This is a genomic window from Halegenticoccus tardaugens, from assembly GCF_004116405.1.
Taxonomy (GTDB): Archaea; Halobacteriota; Halobacteria; order Halobacteriales; family Haloferacaceae; genus Halegenticoccus; species Halegenticoccus tardaugens.
The window spans coordinates 170,455-187,454 of record NZ_SDIC01000008.1 but is presented as its reverse complement, the minus strand read 5'-3'; the positions used below and the strand labels follow the sequence as shown (position 1 = coordinate 187,454).

The 17,000-nt window shown below is 61.0% G+C and carries 13 protein-coding genes and 2 pseudogenes; 6 read left to right on the top strand and 9 right to left on the bottom strand.

What is annotated here, in order from left to right:
• Positions 1–160: 160 nt before the first annotated feature.
• The 8 genes and pseudogenes from C3L37_RS19710 to C3L37_RS19675 all read right to left on the bottom strand — a co-directional run.
• Positions 161–454, bottom strand: a pseudogene (locus tag C3L37_RS19710) (DUF955 domain-containing protein); the annotation flags it as partial.
• 181 nt (positions 455–635) lie between these two features.
• On the bottom strand, positions 636–983 hold the full coding sequence (locus C3L37_RS19705; protein ID WP_129116255.1) for a hypothetical protein: 348 nt from the start codon (positions 981–983) through the stop codon (positions 636–638).
• A gap of 603 nt (positions 984–1,586) precedes the next feature.
• Entirely contained in the window at positions 1,587–1,802 is a 216-nt protein-coding gene (locus tag C3L37_RS26045; RefSeq protein ID WP_129116367.1) for a DUF7835 family putative zinc beta-ribbon protein, read from the bottom strand.
• An 874-nt stretch (positions 1,803–2,676) separates the two neighbouring features.
• Complete coding sequence (locus C3L37_RS25430; protein ID WP_267195348.1) at positions 2,677–3,033, bottom strand: hydantoinase/oxoprolinase family protein; 357 nt, start codon at positions 3,031–3,033, stop codon at positions 2,677–2,679.
• A gap of 30 nt (positions 3,034–3,063) precedes the next feature.
• Positions 3,064–3,528 (bottom strand): annotated as a pseudogene (locus C3L37_RS25425) (hydantoinase/oxoprolinase N-terminal domain-containing protein); the annotation flags it as partial.
• 263 nt (positions 3,529–3,791) lie between these two features.
• On the bottom strand, positions 3,792–4,949 hold the full coding sequence (locus C3L37_RS19685) for a M24 family metallopeptidase (RefSeq protein ID WP_129116252.1): 1,158 nt from the start codon (positions 4,947–4,949) through the stop codon (positions 3,792–3,794).
• On the bottom strand, positions 4,946–6,685 hold the full coding sequence (locus C3L37_RS19680) for a hydantoinase B/oxoprolinase family protein (RefSeq protein WP_228546381.1): 1,740 nt from the start codon (positions 6,683–6,685) through the stop codon (positions 4,946–4,948). The genes C3L37_RS19685 and C3L37_RS19680 overlap by 4 nt, the downstream gene beginning before the upstream one ends.
• On the bottom strand, positions 6,682–8,721 hold the full coding sequence (locus C3L37_RS19675; protein WP_129116251.1) for a hydantoinase/oxoprolinase family protein: 2,040 nt from the start codon (positions 8,719–8,721) through the stop codon (positions 6,682–6,684). Before C3L37_RS19675 ends, C3L37_RS19680 begins: the two co-directional genes overlap by 4 nt.
• Positions 8,722–8,914: 193 nt before the next feature.
• Here C3L37_RS19675 and C3L37_RS19670 point away from each other — a divergent pair, with 193 nt between their 5' ends.
• The 6 genes from C3L37_RS19670 (at position 8,915) to C3L37_RS19645 (ending at position 15,963) form a co-directional block, all read left to right on the top strand.
• Positions 8,915–10,567 (top strand): ABC transporter substrate-binding protein, encoded by a 1,653-nt coding sequence (locus tag C3L37_RS19670; protein ID WP_129116250.1) that lies wholly within the window; start codon positions 8,915–8,917, stop codon positions 10,565–10,567.
• A 26-nt stretch (positions 10,568–10,593) separates the two neighbouring features.
• On the top strand, positions 10,594–11,616 hold the full coding sequence (locus tag C3L37_RS19665) for an ABC transporter permease (protein WP_129116249.1): 1,023 nt from the start codon (positions 10,594–10,596) through the stop codon (positions 11,614–11,616).
• Complete coding sequence (locus tag C3L37_RS19660; RefSeq protein WP_228546380.1) at positions 11,613–12,524, top strand: ABC transporter permease; 912 nt, start codon at positions 11,613–11,615, stop codon at positions 12,522–12,524. Before C3L37_RS19665 ends, C3L37_RS19660 begins: the two co-directional genes overlap by 4 nt.
• A gap of 1 nt (position 12,525) precedes the next feature.
• Positions 12,526–13,650, top strand: a complete 1,125-nt coding sequence (locus tag C3L37_RS19655; RefSeq protein ID WP_129116248.1) for an ABC transporter ATP-binding protein — start codon at positions 12,526–12,528, stop codon at positions 13,648–13,650.
• Positions 13,634–14,785: an ABC transporter ATP-binding protein gene (locus C3L37_RS19650; RefSeq protein WP_129116247.1), complete on the top strand. Its 1,152-nt coding sequence runs from the start codon at positions 13,634–13,636 to the stop codon at positions 14,783–14,785. Before C3L37_RS19655 ends, C3L37_RS19650 begins: the two co-directional genes overlap by 17 nt.
• Positions 14,786–14,949: 164 nt before the next feature.
• Positions 14,950–15,963, top strand: coding sequence for an NAD(P)/FAD-dependent oxidoreductase (locus C3L37_RS19645; protein WP_129116246.1), 1,014 nt, complete (start codon positions 14,950–14,952; stop codon positions 15,961–15,963).
• Positions 15,964–15,980: 17 nt separating this feature from the next.
• On the opposite strand, the gene C3L37_RS19640 is transcribed toward C3L37_RS19645, so the two are convergent.
• Positions 15,981–16,976: a dipeptidase gene (locus tag C3L37_RS19640; RefSeq protein ID WP_164974822.1), complete on the bottom strand. Its 996-nt coding sequence runs from the start codon at positions 16,974–16,976 to the stop codon at positions 15,981–15,983.
• Positions 16,977–17,000 lie beyond the last annotated feature (24 nt).

The window sequence follows — 17,000 nt, the reverse complement described above, 5'->3', positions numbered from 1 at the left end:
TGGCGAGCGTCTTACTACCTGCTTCGACCGCGCGGGTAGTAAAGATGCCGCAGACAGTGAACGTGAACCGTGCGGCGCTGTATCCCCTCCCTGCGACCTCGCTTCGCTCGGTCGCTGAGGAAGGGGACTTAGCGCCTCAATTTAGTAAACAACCGAGAACTCAGTCTTCGAGAACCTCGATGATCTCTTGTGCCGTTCGACTAATTCGGCTGAGACGCTCGCGAACGATCTTGGGATCGTCTGATTCCCAAGCCGCGAGGTAGAATGCTGATCCGCTGGTGTCGAGCCCGCAGTACCGTCCGACCACGTACGCTACAGCTTCCGCCTCGACTTCGCGTTTCGAGCGCTCGGTATCATCGTCGATGTCGAAGTGGAGCAGGGCGTGCGCGTACTCGTGGATCAGCGTCCGGGCGAGATCGGCATCGTTCTCACGGTCGCGGACCTCGACTCGTGGATACCGCCCGGTCGCCATACGGCAGACTAGTGACCTGCGGTCATAACTGGGGCTCCACTCAGTGGCTTGGGAGTGGGGAAAAGGACAGCTGTTCATCCCCACTCGGGGATTGTCTTGTGGACAACTCCTCGTGTCTTGTCCTAGGGTTCTTGTGGACAACTCCTCGTGTCTTGTCCTAGGGTTAGTCTCTGGTGTTCACAGGAGCGATGTACTTCGAGGCCCACGTACTACCGTCTTCGCGCCACTGCCAATAGTAGTACTGCCAATCGTCAATTCGTTTGATCGTCACGTACGCGTTGGCGGGGACTGCGTCGTAATCACTAGGATTTGCCGAGACATCTTGTTCTTGGAGTTGGTCTGTGTACTGGTCGCTCTTGTTTCGGCGGCGCTGGTCTTTGACGGCTTTTTGGTGCTGTTTGTCGTCGCGGAGTTTCTGTGCGTACTCGATAATGTCTTTGAGGGTGTCTGGTGATTGGTTGCCGAGGCCCTCGGCGAGGTACTTCGGGAGTGTGTCTGGTGGTGTGGGCATTGAACTAACCCACGGGCTAGTTCGTCTTGATGGCGTGGGTTAGCGAGCAGTGTGGAGAGAATGTACATAGAGGGCTTATTCCGATATGCCGGGCACTTTCGAGGGTGAGCAGCGGTCATTCCAACAGCCCATTTATTGAAGAATTGCTCAGTTTTCCTCCTGTTTCTGCTGGAGTCTTAGGTCCATAAGCTGTCTAAAAATGCCTGCTGCAAATTCGTATTCTAACGCTTGGATGAGGGTATGTGGATCAACTGAATGTCTGGAAGTGTTCCACTCCGTCGCAACCAGAACCAGAGCTGAGCTGCGACAAGGTGTGCACTGACAAACACGCCTGCTCTCCGTTCACTTAGACTGGCTTTTTGTGGGCGACCCCCGATCTCGCTTCGGTAGAGGAGGTAGCCAAACACAAGCGGAGAAAAGAGAAGGCAGCCGAGAGTCCAGAGTCCTGCGGACTCGTTTCCTCGCACGGTCGCATCAGTGAAAACCCAGTACCCGAGCAGGAGCTAGAATATGAGATGCATGACGGAAAATATGGAGGTGAAGAGGAAATCGGGGAGTATGGCCATACCAGGGTATTGATACTCCTATCATTAATCCTTAGTTTTAGTGGTATGCACACCGAGGGTGGTGATTGTCTGTACCACAGTTGGTACACATAGTCTGTCGAGCCGGTGATTTGGCAAATTTGAGGTTCTGAGAGGTGACCTCAGTCTCCTCCGTCGTTGACTCGAGTCTGAGCGATACCTCGTGAACGGTGTCGCAGCGACAGTGATCGCAGTAGGCCACGATTTCGTTCTGGTTGAGATCGCGCTGATGCATTCTCTGACACACCCTGTGAAGAATCTGCGTGAGCAGTCTCTCCGACAAGTCGTTTTCTTGTACCCAACACTTTAATCGCTGTGACTGTCATGGCAAGCAATTAAAGAAGGACGGTATCCCCTCACTAGCCTCATACGGAGGCAGCCTCGCTGCCTCACTCGAAAACGGGTGAAGGCCAAGTGGATGATCTAGACGGGTTGCTGGACGCATCGGCTCGTCCCAGCATGGTCGCTCAACCCTCCGAATCACGCTTAGCGGTTAGTACCCTCTTGATATCCTCCCCGCGCTAAAGCGTGAGGATTCCCCCATGGGGTCGTTCGAAACGGCGATGCCGTTTCGTGATGACGGAAGACCTTCGGTCTTCCGAACCACGCCGAACCGGTCCCTAGTCCCCCGAAGGCAACTTCCTCCCCGACGGGCGTACCGGGTTCGTGAGCACCACGTCGGGCAGTGGGCGCATGACGACGCCAGTCCGTCTTAGTGCAGACTCTCCCGCTTGTGGCTCCGTATACGTCCGGTCGCCCGACCGCAACAGGGGCGACCGTCCGAACGTATGCGTTCGGCCCCGTCCTTTCGACGGAACCGACACGAGTCGTGTCATCGACCGGACTCCGCCGAACCTTCTCGGCCAGCCGGCCGAGAAAAGATCAATCATTGAGAACAGACGCATTCGTGCCGCAGTGAGGCGAAATGCAGAATGTAGTGGTGGACTGTTTCGGCAAGCGATAGCATCGCGTTGGCTTGTTCGGCACTCGCGACCGTCTCCCGATAGTACACCTCGGCTCGGTTCTGCTTCCACAACTGGGTGAGGCGGTCAGCAAACGGTTTGCTGAAGAGGTTTACTTCCGCACCGTGTTGGTACACTGCCGTATGCTCATACCGTAGGTCCTCTCCAGATGCATGACCGCGGTGGAGGAGATAGAACTGAATACCCCGCTCGACGGCGACGAACGACGCCATTCTCGATGCCGGAGAGGAACACCGCGCCCCGGATGCTAGCGGCCGGACCGCTCGCCACTGTAAAGATGGGGTAGCGCTCGGCGTAATCGGCGTCCATGACGCTGCCGTCGTTCTGGACGATGAACAGGCGGGCCTCTATCTTACGGTCGGCGAGTGCCTCCTGGACCGCGCCGATGGCCCGGCGCACCACCGAACAGACGGCAGCGTTGAGGATAGCCGAGTTCTCTCGTTCGAGCAGCGAGATGGACGCGATTTCGGCGGATAGTGTCACCGGCACCTCCTCGCTAAGTTCGTCTGTGACAATTTCGGCAACGCGTTCCTCTTGGTCGGCCCGGGCCGGCGAGAAAGCGCCTGTGACCGCGATGGCATCAACACTATCAGCCATCGACCGGAGTGCCTCGCGCACCTGCGTCTCGTTGAGCGGGGAAATAGTCGACCCATCAAACTCGTAACCGCCATGGAGCATGGCAACGTTGTCGGTGCCGCCCAGCGTCTCCTTGAGGTCGGATGGCCACCCGGTCATCGGTGGGATGGTAGTGCCCGTGGGTCGCGCGAGACGGAGGACGCCGACCCTGTCGAGGCCCTGGCGTTCGATGATTGCGTTCGTCGTGTGGGTCGTCGTGAGCGAGACCATCTCCACGGACTCGGGATCGACACCCGCCGCCAGCAGTTCATCGAGCGCGCCGACGATGCCGCTGGTCACGTCCTCTGTTGTCGGCGACTTCTCTTTTGCCACGACCGTCTCGTTGCGGACCGCGACGCTGTCAGTAAACGTCCCCCGACGTCAATGCCGATTCGGATCGTGCCGGTCATCCACAGCCTTCAAGTATCGTCCGTCGTTCACGTTTGGTCGCTGGTTGCGTCGCGGTGACGTCTGCGCCTTCGATTCGTTTCGGGTTGGTACGGGGCGTCGTGTACATCAGTCTGGGTAGGTTGGGGTGTGGTTTCGTGTCTGTTGTCGTCGGTGTCGTTCGCAGGTGTTGGAGCGGGAAACCCGCGGTCGTGCGTGGCTGACCGTCGCGTCCACGCTCAAAGCGGCTTCCACGTCCGCGCAGAGTCGTTTAGGCGCTCGCAGCTGTCTTCGGTGACGACGACCAGGTCCTCGATGCGGACCCCATACTCACCCTCGGGGTAGACGCCGGGTTCGATGCTGAACACCATCCCGGGTTCGAGTTCTAGATCATTGCCCTCTACGATGTATGGTGGTTCGTGTACATCGAGGCCGACGCCGTGGCCAGTGCGGTGGACGAACTCGTCGCCATAGCCGGCCTCCTCGATGACCGCCCGGGCGGCGCGGTCGATTGCCTGGGCCTCGGTCCCGGGGGTAACGGCCTGGACACTGGCTTCGTTGGCTTCGCGGACGGCCCGGTAGCGTTCCTCGAAGCCCGCAGGCGGGTCGCCGGCGAACACGACGGTCCGCGTCTGGTCGCCCGGATAGTGGTCGTAGACGCCGCCGAAGTCGAGCACGACGGGGTCGCCACGCTCGATGGTACGGTCACCGTGTCGGTGGTGTGGCTTCGATCCATACGGTCCGGACCCGACGATGACATCGAAAGAGGTGCCGGAACAGCCCTCGACTATCAGTCGCTCTTCAATATCGCGGGCGAGCTCACGCTCGGTCAGTCCGATGGCGTCCTCGCCGAGTTCGCGTATGGTCTCACAGACCGCGTCGGAGCGCCGTCCAGCTTCCCTCAGAGCGGCCACCTCTACCTCGTCCTTGCGCATCCGGAGTGCCCCGAGCACCTCGCTTCCGAGCCCCCAGGTGGCCTCTGGGATGGCCGCCCGGAGGTCCTGAGTGAACCGCGCCCACATCGAATCATCGACCAGCAGATGGCCGTCTTGGAGTTCGAATTCGTTGGCGATAGCGGCGACGTGTTCAAGGGGGTCCTCGCCGTCGGCCCACGATCGGATGTCGGTGACCCACGAGTCGTCGCGCACCTCCTCTGCGTAGAGGTCCGGGACGACGAAGGCGACGTTGTCCTCGGCGACGAACAGCAGGAGGTGACGCTCCATCGGTTCGTCCGAGAAGCCCGAGAGGTAGTATAGATTCGAACTCGGGAACAGGACCACCGCGTCCGCGTCGGCATCTGCAAGCGACCGCTGGCACGCCCGGGTGCGCCGCTCGAATGCGCCGTCCTCCGCGGACCCGCTGTCGGTCGACGCCTGCCCCGTCAACTGGTCGCTCATGAGCGCAACGACTCCGTCTCCGACTCGTCAATCTCACCGTCCTCGGTGATGGCGACGCCGTACTCCTCACGAGCGGCTTCACGGGAGACGTATTCGTCGATGACGTCCTCACGAACCGCCTCGGGGTCGCGCTCGAATGGGTTCCCCCGGCCCGCGCCGCCGCCTGAGCGGTTCGACAACCCCTCGCCGGCAGCGAACGTCTCACGCATCATCCCGGTCCACTCCTCCTTCTCGGTTCCGGGGTAGAGAACGACGGCGTTGCGCGCCCCGGGTTCCCCGCAGTCCAGGCCCCAATTGTCCGTCTTCGTCTTCTGGACGATGGAGAGCGCACCGACGGAGTGGGTGAACTCGTAGTCGCGCTGGATGCCGAGGCCGCCGCGGTACTTACCCGCGCCGCCTGAGTCCTGGCGGAGCTTCAGCTCAGATATCTCCAACGGTGCCTTGTTCTCGTAGACCTCAATCGGGACGTTCTGGACCATCGTCTCGCTGATGTGCATGAGCGCGTTCGCACCGTCGTGGTTGGGAGCGGCCCCCCAGCCGACTCCTTCATTGAGCGCCTCAACGAACTGCTGACCCGTCTCGGGATTCTCGCCAAAGACCATGATGTCACAGAGGTCGCCGCCAGAGGCTGCCGGAATCATGTCCGGGACGGCCTTCGCCAGCGCCTTGTAGACGACGTCGATGCCGACGATGCCGGTCCAGATGGTGAACGTCGGTGCCGGGTAGGTGGCGTGGAAGATGTTCCCCTCCGGGGCGACGACCGAGAGCGGTTCGTACTGTCCCTCGTTGGAGTCTTCGTCCGGGGTCGTGATGGACTTGAAACAGAGCTTCGCGATGGTTTCGGTCATCCCAAAGGGGATGTTGAGGGGCTCGTTCACCTCGTCGGCCGATCCGGAGAAATCGACGGAGAACTCTTCACCGTCGATGGTGACCTCCGCCTCCAGTCGAATGAGGTCGTCTGAGTCACGGTCGTTAGACGGTGTTCCGTCCGCGTAGTCGACCGCGGACCACGTACCGTCTGGTAGTTCCGAGACGGCCTCAGTGGCCGTCCGCTCGCCGTGGTCCAGTATCTCCTTGACGGCCGTGTCGACCGTCTCCGTGCCGTACCGTTCGTGGAGTTCGCGGATGCGCTGTTTTCCGGTGTTGATGGCGGCAATCTGGGCGTTGAGGTCACCCATGACCTTGTCAGGGATGCGGGAGTTGTAGCGGATGAGTTCGAGGATTTCTTCGTCGGGTTCACCCTGTTTGTAGACTTTGGTGCCGGGGAAGATGAGGCCCTCCTGGTGGACGTCAGTCGAGTCGAGGACGTACCCCGAGTCTTTGGCACCGAGGTCCAGCCAGTGCGCCCGACAGGTTGTATACCCCAGCAGTTCCTCGCCGGCCTCGTCGAACACTGGTGCGAACACCAGCACGTCCAGTGTGTGGGTGCCACTCCAGTAAGGGTAGTTGAGCAGGACAACGTCGCCGGGGTCTAAGTTTTCCTCGCCGACGTGCTCGACGCCCTTCTTCAGGCCGTAGTCGTTCGCGCCAAGGAATAGCGCCAACCCAGGGGAGTCGGCGATGAGGTTGAGGTCGGCGTCGTACACGGAGATACCAAAGTCGAGTATCTCGTAAACGATGGTGTTGTACGCCGTCCGAATAAGCGTCCGCTGCATCTCGGTGGCGGCGGAGGTCAAGTAGTTGCGCACAACCTCGACGGTGGCGGGGTCGATGTCGACCGACATCTGCTGGCTCATTCGCCGTCACCTCCGGTGATGACGAGGTGGCCGAATTCGTCGACAGTCGCGGTCTGGTCGGACTGCATAGTGATTGTCGTAGTTGGTTCCTCGACGATGCACGGGCCGTCGACGACATCGCCTTCCGTCAGGCCGCTGCGTCGGTAGACGTTGAACTCAGTTTCCTGGCCTTTGGCGAAACAGTAGGCGTCGCGGATCTCCATGTGTGGATCGCCGCCATCGCTTTCGCCCTGCCGAGCCAGTTCGGGTTTGTCGTTCTCACCGACGGCACGGACCCGGAGGTGGACGACTTGCGGCGGGTCGTCCATCGTGTGTCCGTAGCGCGACTGGTGGACCTCGTCGAAGCGTTCGCTGAGTTCTTGGATGCCGTCAAGTCCGTCGGCCGGCACCTCTACGGTGTGCTCCTGACCAAAGTACCGCATTTCGACGCTGCGCTCGAAAGACTGGCGGTCCTCGAAGAACCCTTCCTCGGCCAGCGTCTCTCGACCCTCCGCCTCGAGGGCCTCGAATTCGGCTTCGATGTCTTCCTCGAAGCTCACCTCGTCCAGCACCTCGATGTGAGTCTGAGAATAGTCGTAGACGACGTCGGCCATGAGCATGCCCCAGGCGGAGAACACCGAAGGCGCCTGCGGGACCAGGACCTCCCCAACGTTCATCTCGCGGGCGAGCAGCGGGACGAACATCGGTCCAGCCCCGCCGTAGGCGACCATCGTGAAGTCGCGCGGGTCGAGGCCCTTCTCGACGGTTATCTCACGGATGGCCCCGACGGTGTTGGCGAGCGTCACGTCGAAGACGCCACGAGAAATGTCCTGTGGGGTAGTGTCGAGCGGTGCGGCGAGCGCGTCCTCGATGCCCTTGCGGGCAGCCGCCCCGTCGAGTTCCATCTCGCCGCCGAGGAACGCCTCGGGGTCGATGTAGCCGAGGACGAGCGCTGCGTCGGTGAGCGTCGGTTCGGTGCCCCCGTTGCCGTAGCAGATGGGGCCGGGGTCGGCGCCCGCGCTCTTTGGGCCGACCTTGAGAAGGCCCGAGTCCAGCCACGCTATACTGCCTCCTCCAGCCCCGATCGTCCGGATATCGTAGACCGGAATCATCACGGGGAGGTGGCCAAGTTTCGACTCATACTCGACGGCGGGGGACCCGTCCTCAACGACGCAGGCGTCGAGGCTCGTTCCGCCCATGTCGACGGCGATGAGGTTGTCCCTCCCTGTCGCATCACCGACCGCAGAGGCGCCGATGAGGCCGCCGGCCGGCCCCGAGAGGATGGTGTGGACGGGCGCAGTCTTCGCGTTCTCGGCGTCGAGCGCCCCGCCGCCCGAGCGCGTGATGAAGAACTCCCCGTCGAAGTCGTCCTCGTCTAGCTTCCCATCGAGGCGGTCGACGTAGGACTCGAAGATAGGTTTGATGTAGGCGTCGAGGACAGTCGTACTTGTGCGTTCGTACTCGCGGTACTCGCTGGTTATGTCGCTGGACAGCGATACTGTTGCTTCTGGGAACTCCTCTTGGATGACCTGCCCCGCTGCTCGCTCGTGGTCCGGGTTCGCGTAGGAGTGGAGGAAACAGACCGCGAGCGATTCGACGCCTTGGTCTTTAAGCAGTATTGACGCTGCATCGGCGACAGCGTCCTCTTTCAGCGGAATCTTTTCGGAGCCGTCCGCCTTCAGGCGGCTGGGGACACCAATGCGGTTGCGACGCCGGACCAGCGTCGCTGGCTTCTCGTAGGTTATGTCGTACATTGCGTCCCGCTCGAGATTGGTGCGACCGATTTCGTAGATGTCGCGAAAGCCTTCGTTCGTGATGATACCGGTCTTCGCCCCCTCACGTTCGAGGAACGCGTTGATTCCAAGCGTGGTTCCGTGGACGAACGTGTCAATCTCGTCTAGCTGCAGGTCCAGTTTCTCGATTCCGTTGAGTACCCCTTTTGTTGGGTCCTCCTGTGTGGTAGGTGCTTTCTCAAGTTCGATCGTTCCCTCAGCCTGGTCGAACGTAATGGCGTCGACGAATGTCCCGCCGATGTCGACGGCCAACCTCTGTGTCATGTGGTATCCCTCCTCAAGTAGGTCAGCCGACCTGGATAAAAACTTACTGGTTGGGGTAGCCAGTTCGTCAACTCACGTAAACGGTATGGATACTCATTACCTAATTCTTGTCCGATTTGAATCCTAAAGGAATACAAATGCTGTTCTGGGAGGAAAAAGTATAAACCGTATCAGCACTTTGCCAATAGATATCATGGACCAAGAAGGTGGAAAGCGCATTAACAGACGGACCATACTTAAGTACGGCGGGGCGGCCACATCAGGGCTATTCCTAGCAGGCTGCACTGAGAGTAAGCGGCAAGGGTCCCCAACGGACGGTGGAGACGGCGGGACCGACTTCGTCTACGTCACCGCCCAGACGCCGAGTTCCATCGACCCGATGAAGGCCTCCGACGAGTTTGAGGCCATCCTGACCCACAATGTGTACGACCCACTCGCGTACTACGACCAGTCGTCGCCCCCAGAGCTCATCCCGTGGGTCGCTAAGGACTGGTCGGTCAGTGACGACAACAAGACCTACACCCTGAACATCCGGGATAGCATCACTTTCCACAGCGGTAACGAATTGACCGCCGAGGACGTCGTCTACTCTTTTCAGCGGATGATGAATATGCAACAGGGGTTCTCGTACATGTGGGCGGACCTCGTCAGTCCCCAAAACGTCACCGCGCCAGATGACTCCACAGTCGGGGTGACGCTGAACAACGCTTTCTCGCCGTTCCAGGCGACCCTGCCGTACATGTTCGTCGTCGACAAGAAGGAAGTCGAGGCCAATACACAGTCCAGCGGAGACTACGGCGAACACGGTGACTACGGCACCGCGTGGTTGGAAAACAACGCCGCCGGGTCGGGGCCGTATAAACTTGAGAACCGAGAGCGTAAGACGAACATCAGGCTCGCGAAGAACGAGAACTGGTGGGGCGACTTCGCGGACGGGAACACCTATGAGCAGGTCGACCTCCGCATGATTCAGGAGGCGTCGACAATGGTCGGCATGATGGAGGAGGGCGAGGCCGACATGGCGGAGCAGTGGCTCCCGCTGGAATCCTATACCCGCCTGGCCGGGAACCAAGACATCAACGTTAGCACGAAGGCGACGTTCAGCCCGATGTACGTCTTCATGCATAACCAGCGCGCACCGTTCGACGACATCAACGTCCGGAAGGCGATGGTTCATGCGTTCGACTACGAGCAGTTGCTAAACGACATCATGGCGGGCGATTCCGAGAATCTGAACGGGCCGCTGCCGTCGGCGATGTGGGGCTACAACGACAGCATCTCGACCCCTACGACGGACCTCGACAAGGCGAAGGAATTCCTCGACGAGTCCAAGTACAGCGGAAGTAACCTCAACTTCACCTACACGTATGTTACTGGCCTGACTATCCGCGAGAACATCGGGCTGATGCTCCAGTCGAATCTCAATGAACTGGGCATCAACATGAAGATACAGAAGCAGCCATGGTCGAAGATCGTCTCCCGGCACACCAACAAGGACCAGTCGCCACAGATGATCGCAACGTCGCTTAGTTTCTCGTACGTCGACCCAGATGTATTCCTCTATCCAGCCTGGCACAGCAGCCAGCACGGATCCTGGCAGAGCGGATCCTGGTACCAGAACGATCGCGTTGACCAACTGCTCGACGAGGCACGGACGAAGCAGGGACGGGAGGCGCGGACGCCGCTATACGAGGAGGCCCAGAAGCTCATCAACGACGACGCCCCCGCCATCTTCGCAATGAATCAAGCGGTTCGCTGGGCGCACAACAAGCGCGTGCAGGGGTTCGTCGACAACGGCGTAACCGGTTACATTCACACTTACCACCGGTTCCACGAGAGCGCCTGACCCGATTCCACCGACCTTCGTGATCAATGAGCTACTCCGACTATCTCACAAGACGGCTCCTATCGACTATCCCAATGCTGTTCGGGCTTTCCGTGCTCATCTTCATTATGGCACGGGTGATTCCCGGCGCTCCCGCGCGCCAGGCACTCGGGCCCCGGGCGAGCGAGGAAGCCGTCCAGCAGCTCAGAGAGCAGATGGGACTCAACGACCCCATTTGGGTACAGTACGTTGATTACATGAGTGGGATACTTCGGGGGGACATGGGACAGTCGCTGGTGACGAACCATAACGTCGCCTCAGATATCGCGGAGTTCTTTCCCGCGACGCTGGAGTTGACCTCCGTCGCCATGCTCATTGCCATCCTCGTCGGCGTCCCGCTCGGGGTCATTGCGGGGCTGAACAAGGACGCGACCGAGGACAACATCAGCCGTGCGTTCTCCTTTTTCGCGGTATCACTCCCGGCGTTCTGGGCCGGGATCCTGCTCCAGCTTGTATTCGCATTCCAGCTAGACCTGCTTCCCGCAACCGGCCGCCTGGGCGACATTACCTACGTCCCACAGGAGGTGACCGGCCTGTTGTTGGTCGACAGTCTCCTCGCGCTGAACTTCGTGGCGTTCACGAGCGCCGCGGAGCACCTCGTTCTCCCGGCAGTGACGCTGGCGCTGGCGCCCATCGCCGACATCGCCCGAATGACTCGGTCGAGCTTCATTGAGGAGTACAATCACGACTACGTCGAGGGGCTTCGGACCCACGGTCTCCCCGGGAAACTCGTCGCATACAAGTACGTCCTGCGAAAGTCGTTCGCAGCGACACTGACCATCATCGGGCTGGACTACGGTTTCCTGTTAGGGTCGGCGTTCCTTGTCGAAATTGTCTTCTCGTGGCCTGGAATGGCGTCCTATGGGGTAAAAGCGATACTGCAGACCGACATCAACGCCATCGTTGGCGTGACGATGGTCATCGGCGTGGGGTTCCTGTTCGCCAACTTCGTAGTGGATGTTCTCTACGGCGTGTTCGATCCACGTGTCAGGTTCGGTGATGAGTCGTGAGTTCAGACATTGAGTACGCGGACGAGACCGCCGGTCGGATTGAGCGATTCCGTGAGGACTTCGACCACACTGCCTACCGATTCCGCCAGAACCCGACATCGATACTCGGACTCGGCCTCATCCTAGCACTCGTCTTTGTGGCGCTCGCCGCGCCATGGCTCGCGCCCTATCCAGAAGACGCCGGATACGGCGGCAAGCCTCAGGTCCACTTCGACCAGCGCTTCGAGTCGCCGTCGCTCGAACATCCCTTCGGGACCGACCAGGCGGGTCGGGACCTGCTCTCACGGGTCATCTTCGGGACTCGCCTCTCGCTCGGTATCGGCATCGTCGTACTCACTATCGCCATCGGTATCGGCGTCCCCGTCGGACTCGTCGCTGGGTACCTTGAGGGCATCACGAGCACGGTCCTGATGCGGGTGACCGACGTCTTCCTTTCCATCCCGGCCCTCGTGTTGGCGCTGACAGTGAGCGTCGCGCTCGAACCGAGTCTCCGGAACGCGATGATAGCTATCGCGGTTGTTTGGTGGCCCTGGTACGCTCGACTGGTGTACGGCGAGGTACTCTCGGTTAAAGAAGAGGAGTTTGTCGAGGCGAGCAGAGGACTTGGATCGAGTACGCCGCGTATCCTCCGTAAGGAAATACTTCCGAACGTGCTCGCGCCCATCACAGTGAAGTTCAGTTTGGACATGGGTTACGCCATTATCGTCGGCGCGAGTTTGGGCTTTTTAGGCCTCGGCGCACAGCCACCCACACCGGAGTGGGGAACGATGGTGAGCCAGGGCCGAGTATACCTCCCCGACCAGTGGTGGTACTCGACCTTCCCGGGCCTAGCAATATTCCTTGCCGTACTGGGATTCAACTTCCTGGGCGACGGCCTTCGAGACATGTTTGACGTGGAGGTCGAGTAAGATGAGCGACCCACTGCTTGAGGTTCGCGACCTCCACGTCCACTTCAACACCTATGAGGGTCGCCACGAGGTGCTCAATGGCGTCGACCTGACCGTCGAGGAGGGCGAGACGGTCGCCCTCGTTGGTGAGACTGGGTGCGGCAAGAGTGTCACCGGAAAGACTATCATGGGGACGCTCCCGCGTCCGCCAGGCGAGGTCGTTTCCGGTGAGGTGCGGTACCGCGGCACCGACCTGCTCGCCGATCAGTCGGTTCACGACCGCGTCCAGCGCGAGCAGATGAGCATGATCTTCCAGGACCCGATGACCTACCTGAGCCCGGTGTTCACCATCGAGTCGATGATGCGCGACGTCGTAAAGTACCACGACAGGGAGCGCGTCTCCTGGCGAGAACTGATCGGGGGATTCCTTGGGCGCGACGGCAAAGAGAACGAGGAGATACGCGAGCAGAGCGTCGAACTGCTGCGCCGCTTGCAGATCCCCGACCCCGAGGGCATCCTCGATCGGTACCCGGTCGAACTCTCCGGCGGGATGCGCCAGCGCGTACTCATCGCCATGGCGCTCATCAACCAGCCAGAGTTCCTGATCGCCGACGAACCGACGACGGCGCTGGACGTCACCGTACAGGATCAGATTCTCAAGTTGCTTAAAGAGCGCATCGATAACCAGAACCTCACCATGCTGTACATCACCCACAACCTCGGCGTTGCACGCCAGATTGCAGACAAGATTTACGTCATGTATGCGGGCAGCATTGCCGAGAGCGGGCCAACGGAGACGCTGTTCGACGCTCCATTGCACCCCTACACGCGAGGACTGCTCGACAGCATCCCGAAGCTCACAGGATTCGACAGCGAGGGCATCGACGGCAGCATCCCGAACTACACGGATCCGCCGTCTGGTTGTCGGTTCCACCCGCGATGTCCTGCCTACATAGAGGGTGTTTGCGAGCAAGCGAACCCCGAACAGTATTCCGTCGGAGAGGGCCACGAGACAGCCTGCTACCTCTACGAGAACGAGCCGAACACGAGCAATGCCAAAGTGATAGCCGAGGCCAAAATCTCCTACGAGCGGCCCAAACACCTGGAACTGGGCCCTGACGGCGGAGGTGATGGCCGTGGCGACTGACTCGGGCTTCCTTAAAGCGGCGAACGGCCACGACACCGCCGACGGCTCTCTCCTCGAAGTCCGCGACCTGGAGAAGCACTACCCGCTCTACGGTGGGGTATTGCGGCGCCAGACAGGTGCTGTTCGCGCCGTCGACGGTGTTTCCTTCGACGTCGAGGCCGGAGAAACCCTCGCCATTGTCGGCGAGAGTGGCTGCGGGAAAACGACGCTTGGTAAGACCGTGGCGCGATTACTTGAACCAACGGGCGGCAAGATACGGTTCGATGGTCGAGACATCGCCAACTTGAGTGGGCGCTCGCTCAAGCCACTGCGCCGGGACATTCAGGTCGTCCACCAAGACCCCTCGTCGTCGCTGAACCCTCGCCGTCGGGTCGGTGCCATCATCGCTGACCCGTTAAAGATACATGGTATTGGGACCGAACGCGAGCGCGACAAACGCGTTCGGGAGGTAATGGACCGTGTCGACCTCCCCCATGAGTTCCGGAACCGCTACCCGAACGCGCTCTCGGGCGGGCAGAAACAGCGCGTCTCCATCGCCCGAGCACTGATACTGAACCCGAAGTTCATCGTCCTCGACGAACCGACGAGTGCGCTTGACGTGAGCGTCCAGGCAAAGGTCATCGCGCTGCTGCGGGAACTGCAGGCCGAACTGAACCTCACCTACCTGTTCATCAGCCACGACCTCAGCCTCGTCAAGAACATCGCCAACCGTATCGGCGTGATGTATCTCGGCCAGTTCATGGAGGTCGCATCGAGCGAGCAACTGTTCGAGAACCCCCTCAACCCCTACACGGAGCAGCTGCTCTCTGCGATTCCCGTCGTCGAACGAGAGGAGGAGCAACTGAAACCGGCGCGAGTCGATCTCCACGGCGAACCGCCGGACCCTGCGAACCCGCCCGAGGGGTGTCCGTTCCACCCACGGTGTCACCGACGCTTCGATGCCTGCGACAAGGTCCACCCAGATATCGTGGAGACAAACGAGGGCCACACCGTCCGGTGTCTCCTCTATCCCGGCGACAAGCGTACGGCCGTCGACGAGTACAGCACTGAGACCGAACGCCAGGCACTGCGCCAGCACGACGCGACCACCGTCCAGTCGGAGCAGCGACCGGATGGAGTGGGTCCTCCCGAGTGACGCGCTAAGATGACTGGTGACTCACCCAGTGAAAACGTGGGGTCCTCACACGGAGGACCACCTGGGAACGTCCGGGAACCGGTCGTGATCGTTGGTGGAGGAATCGTCGACGCGAGCGTCGCCTACCACCTCAGGAATGCGGTAGAGGTAACCTCCTCGAAAAGTTGGCGCTCGGATCTGGAACGACGGCTGCCTCCATCGCCCAGTTCATCGAACATCAGGACAACCCCGACAAAGAGGAAGCGGCCCGTCGCCGCCGGGCCTGGTCCTTCTATGACCTCCTCGTGGACGCTGGGACCATCCACTTCGACCGAATCGGGACACTCCACACCGCGTCGAGCGAGGCGGAACTGGCGACGATTCGAGTACTCGCGACGAACCTCGAACGAGTGGGCATCACGGCCGAATTGGAAGCACCCACGGCGATGGCCCACTACGGCATCAACCCCGAGACGATTCGCGGCGGCCTGTTGCTCCCCGACGACGGAGTGTTCGATCCAGCTGAAATTGTCCAGTACTTCCCTCGCGGAGCGCGAGCGGCCGGCGTCACCATCGAAACCAGAACGGTGGTCACCGATGTCCGAGTAGTCGAGAGGCGGGTGAGAGCCGTCAAGACGATCAACGGCACCGTCGATGCGGGCACGGTCGTCAACGCCGCCGGTCCGTGGGCGCCGCGCGTCGACAGAATGGTCAGCGTCGAGACGCCGTTACGACACACGTACGGTCCCATCCTTGTTCTGTATGCGGGTGAAGATACAGCCCTCCCGCTGACCTTCTTTGAGGGCGGATATTACCTCCGCGAGGAGGGCGACATGCAGGTGTTCGCGGGAAAGTTCGCCACCGATTACGAGGACGCGACGGCCTTGGACCCGGGCGCCTCCCACGCCGCAGCCACTAACGAGGCGTTCCATCTTGAAGTGGCAGACTTACTCGCGCGGCATCTGCCGTCGTTGCAGTCGCTCGATGTGATGAATTCGTGGGTTGGCCTGCGGCCCGTCACGCCCGACGGCTATCCGCTGGTCGGCCCGACCGACGTCAACGGCTACGTCCACGCGACGGGGATGCGCGGCCACGGCGTCACGCTTTCGCCTGTCGTCGGTGACCTGCTCGCACAACTGCTGACGATCGGCGAGACGCCAGATTTGCTACGGGACTACCTGCCGTCGCGGTTCGACTGATTCGATCAGTCGGATCGTCACACCAGCACACTCTGGAACGTCCGCAGGAGGTTCTTCCCACAGATGGCAGCTACCTCATCGTCGGAGAACCCCCACTCAGCAAGCGCACCGGGAACGGCAGCTACCGACTCGTCCGCCTTGAAGTCGGCGGCAACGGTGATGTCGGATATGCGCTCGCGCTCGCGTTCCGTGGCGTACTCTAACATGTACTCGAAGAAGTCGAAGCCGAGACCGATGTGCTCGACGCCTGCGATGTTTACCGCGTGCATGACGTGGTCACAGAGGTCGTCGAGGGTGGGGTCTGTTGCGGCGAGGTAGCTTCCAACGGCGGTCAGGCAGACAACTCCGCCAGTCTCGGCGACGGCCGCTATCTGCTCGTCCGTGAGGTTTCGCGGATGATCACACACCGCCCTGCAGTTCGAGTGCGACGCAACGACCTGGCTGTTGGTGACCGAGAGGACGTCCCCGAGACCGAGGTCGTTGAGGTGGGAAACGTCAACGACGACGCCGAGGTCCTCAGCGCGCTCGACGACCGCGACGCCGGTCGTCGAGAGGCCACCTGGCGTCCGATGGGTTGCTCCGAATTCCGGAGACAGAGGAGCGCCCTCACCGACCGCATTGCGCCGACTGTGAGTGAGCGTCAGGAGGCGGACACCACAGCGGTAGAACGCGTCCAGCAGGCGCGGGTCGCCCATCAGCGGTTCCGCGCCTTCCATCCCCAGGACAAGTGTCACGGCAGCGTCGTCGAGCGCGCCATCTAAGTCGTCGGCCGTCGTGGCGAGTTCGACCCCGTCGGACCCCGCCACGTCGTCGTGGAGTTCCGCTAGCACCGCCAGCGCACGGTGCAGCGCCATCTCCGGGAGGTACTCGTCGTCGACGTAGACTGCCGCTACGCGGGCGAGTATCCCGCCGGCGCGCATCCCCGGAAGGAAGTCCTCGGCGACGACTGACTTCCGTCCGGCCTCGCGTTCGCGTATGACTTTGAACGGGAGGTCGGAGTGGGCGTCGAACACCGGGGACGACGGCGATGTCACGGG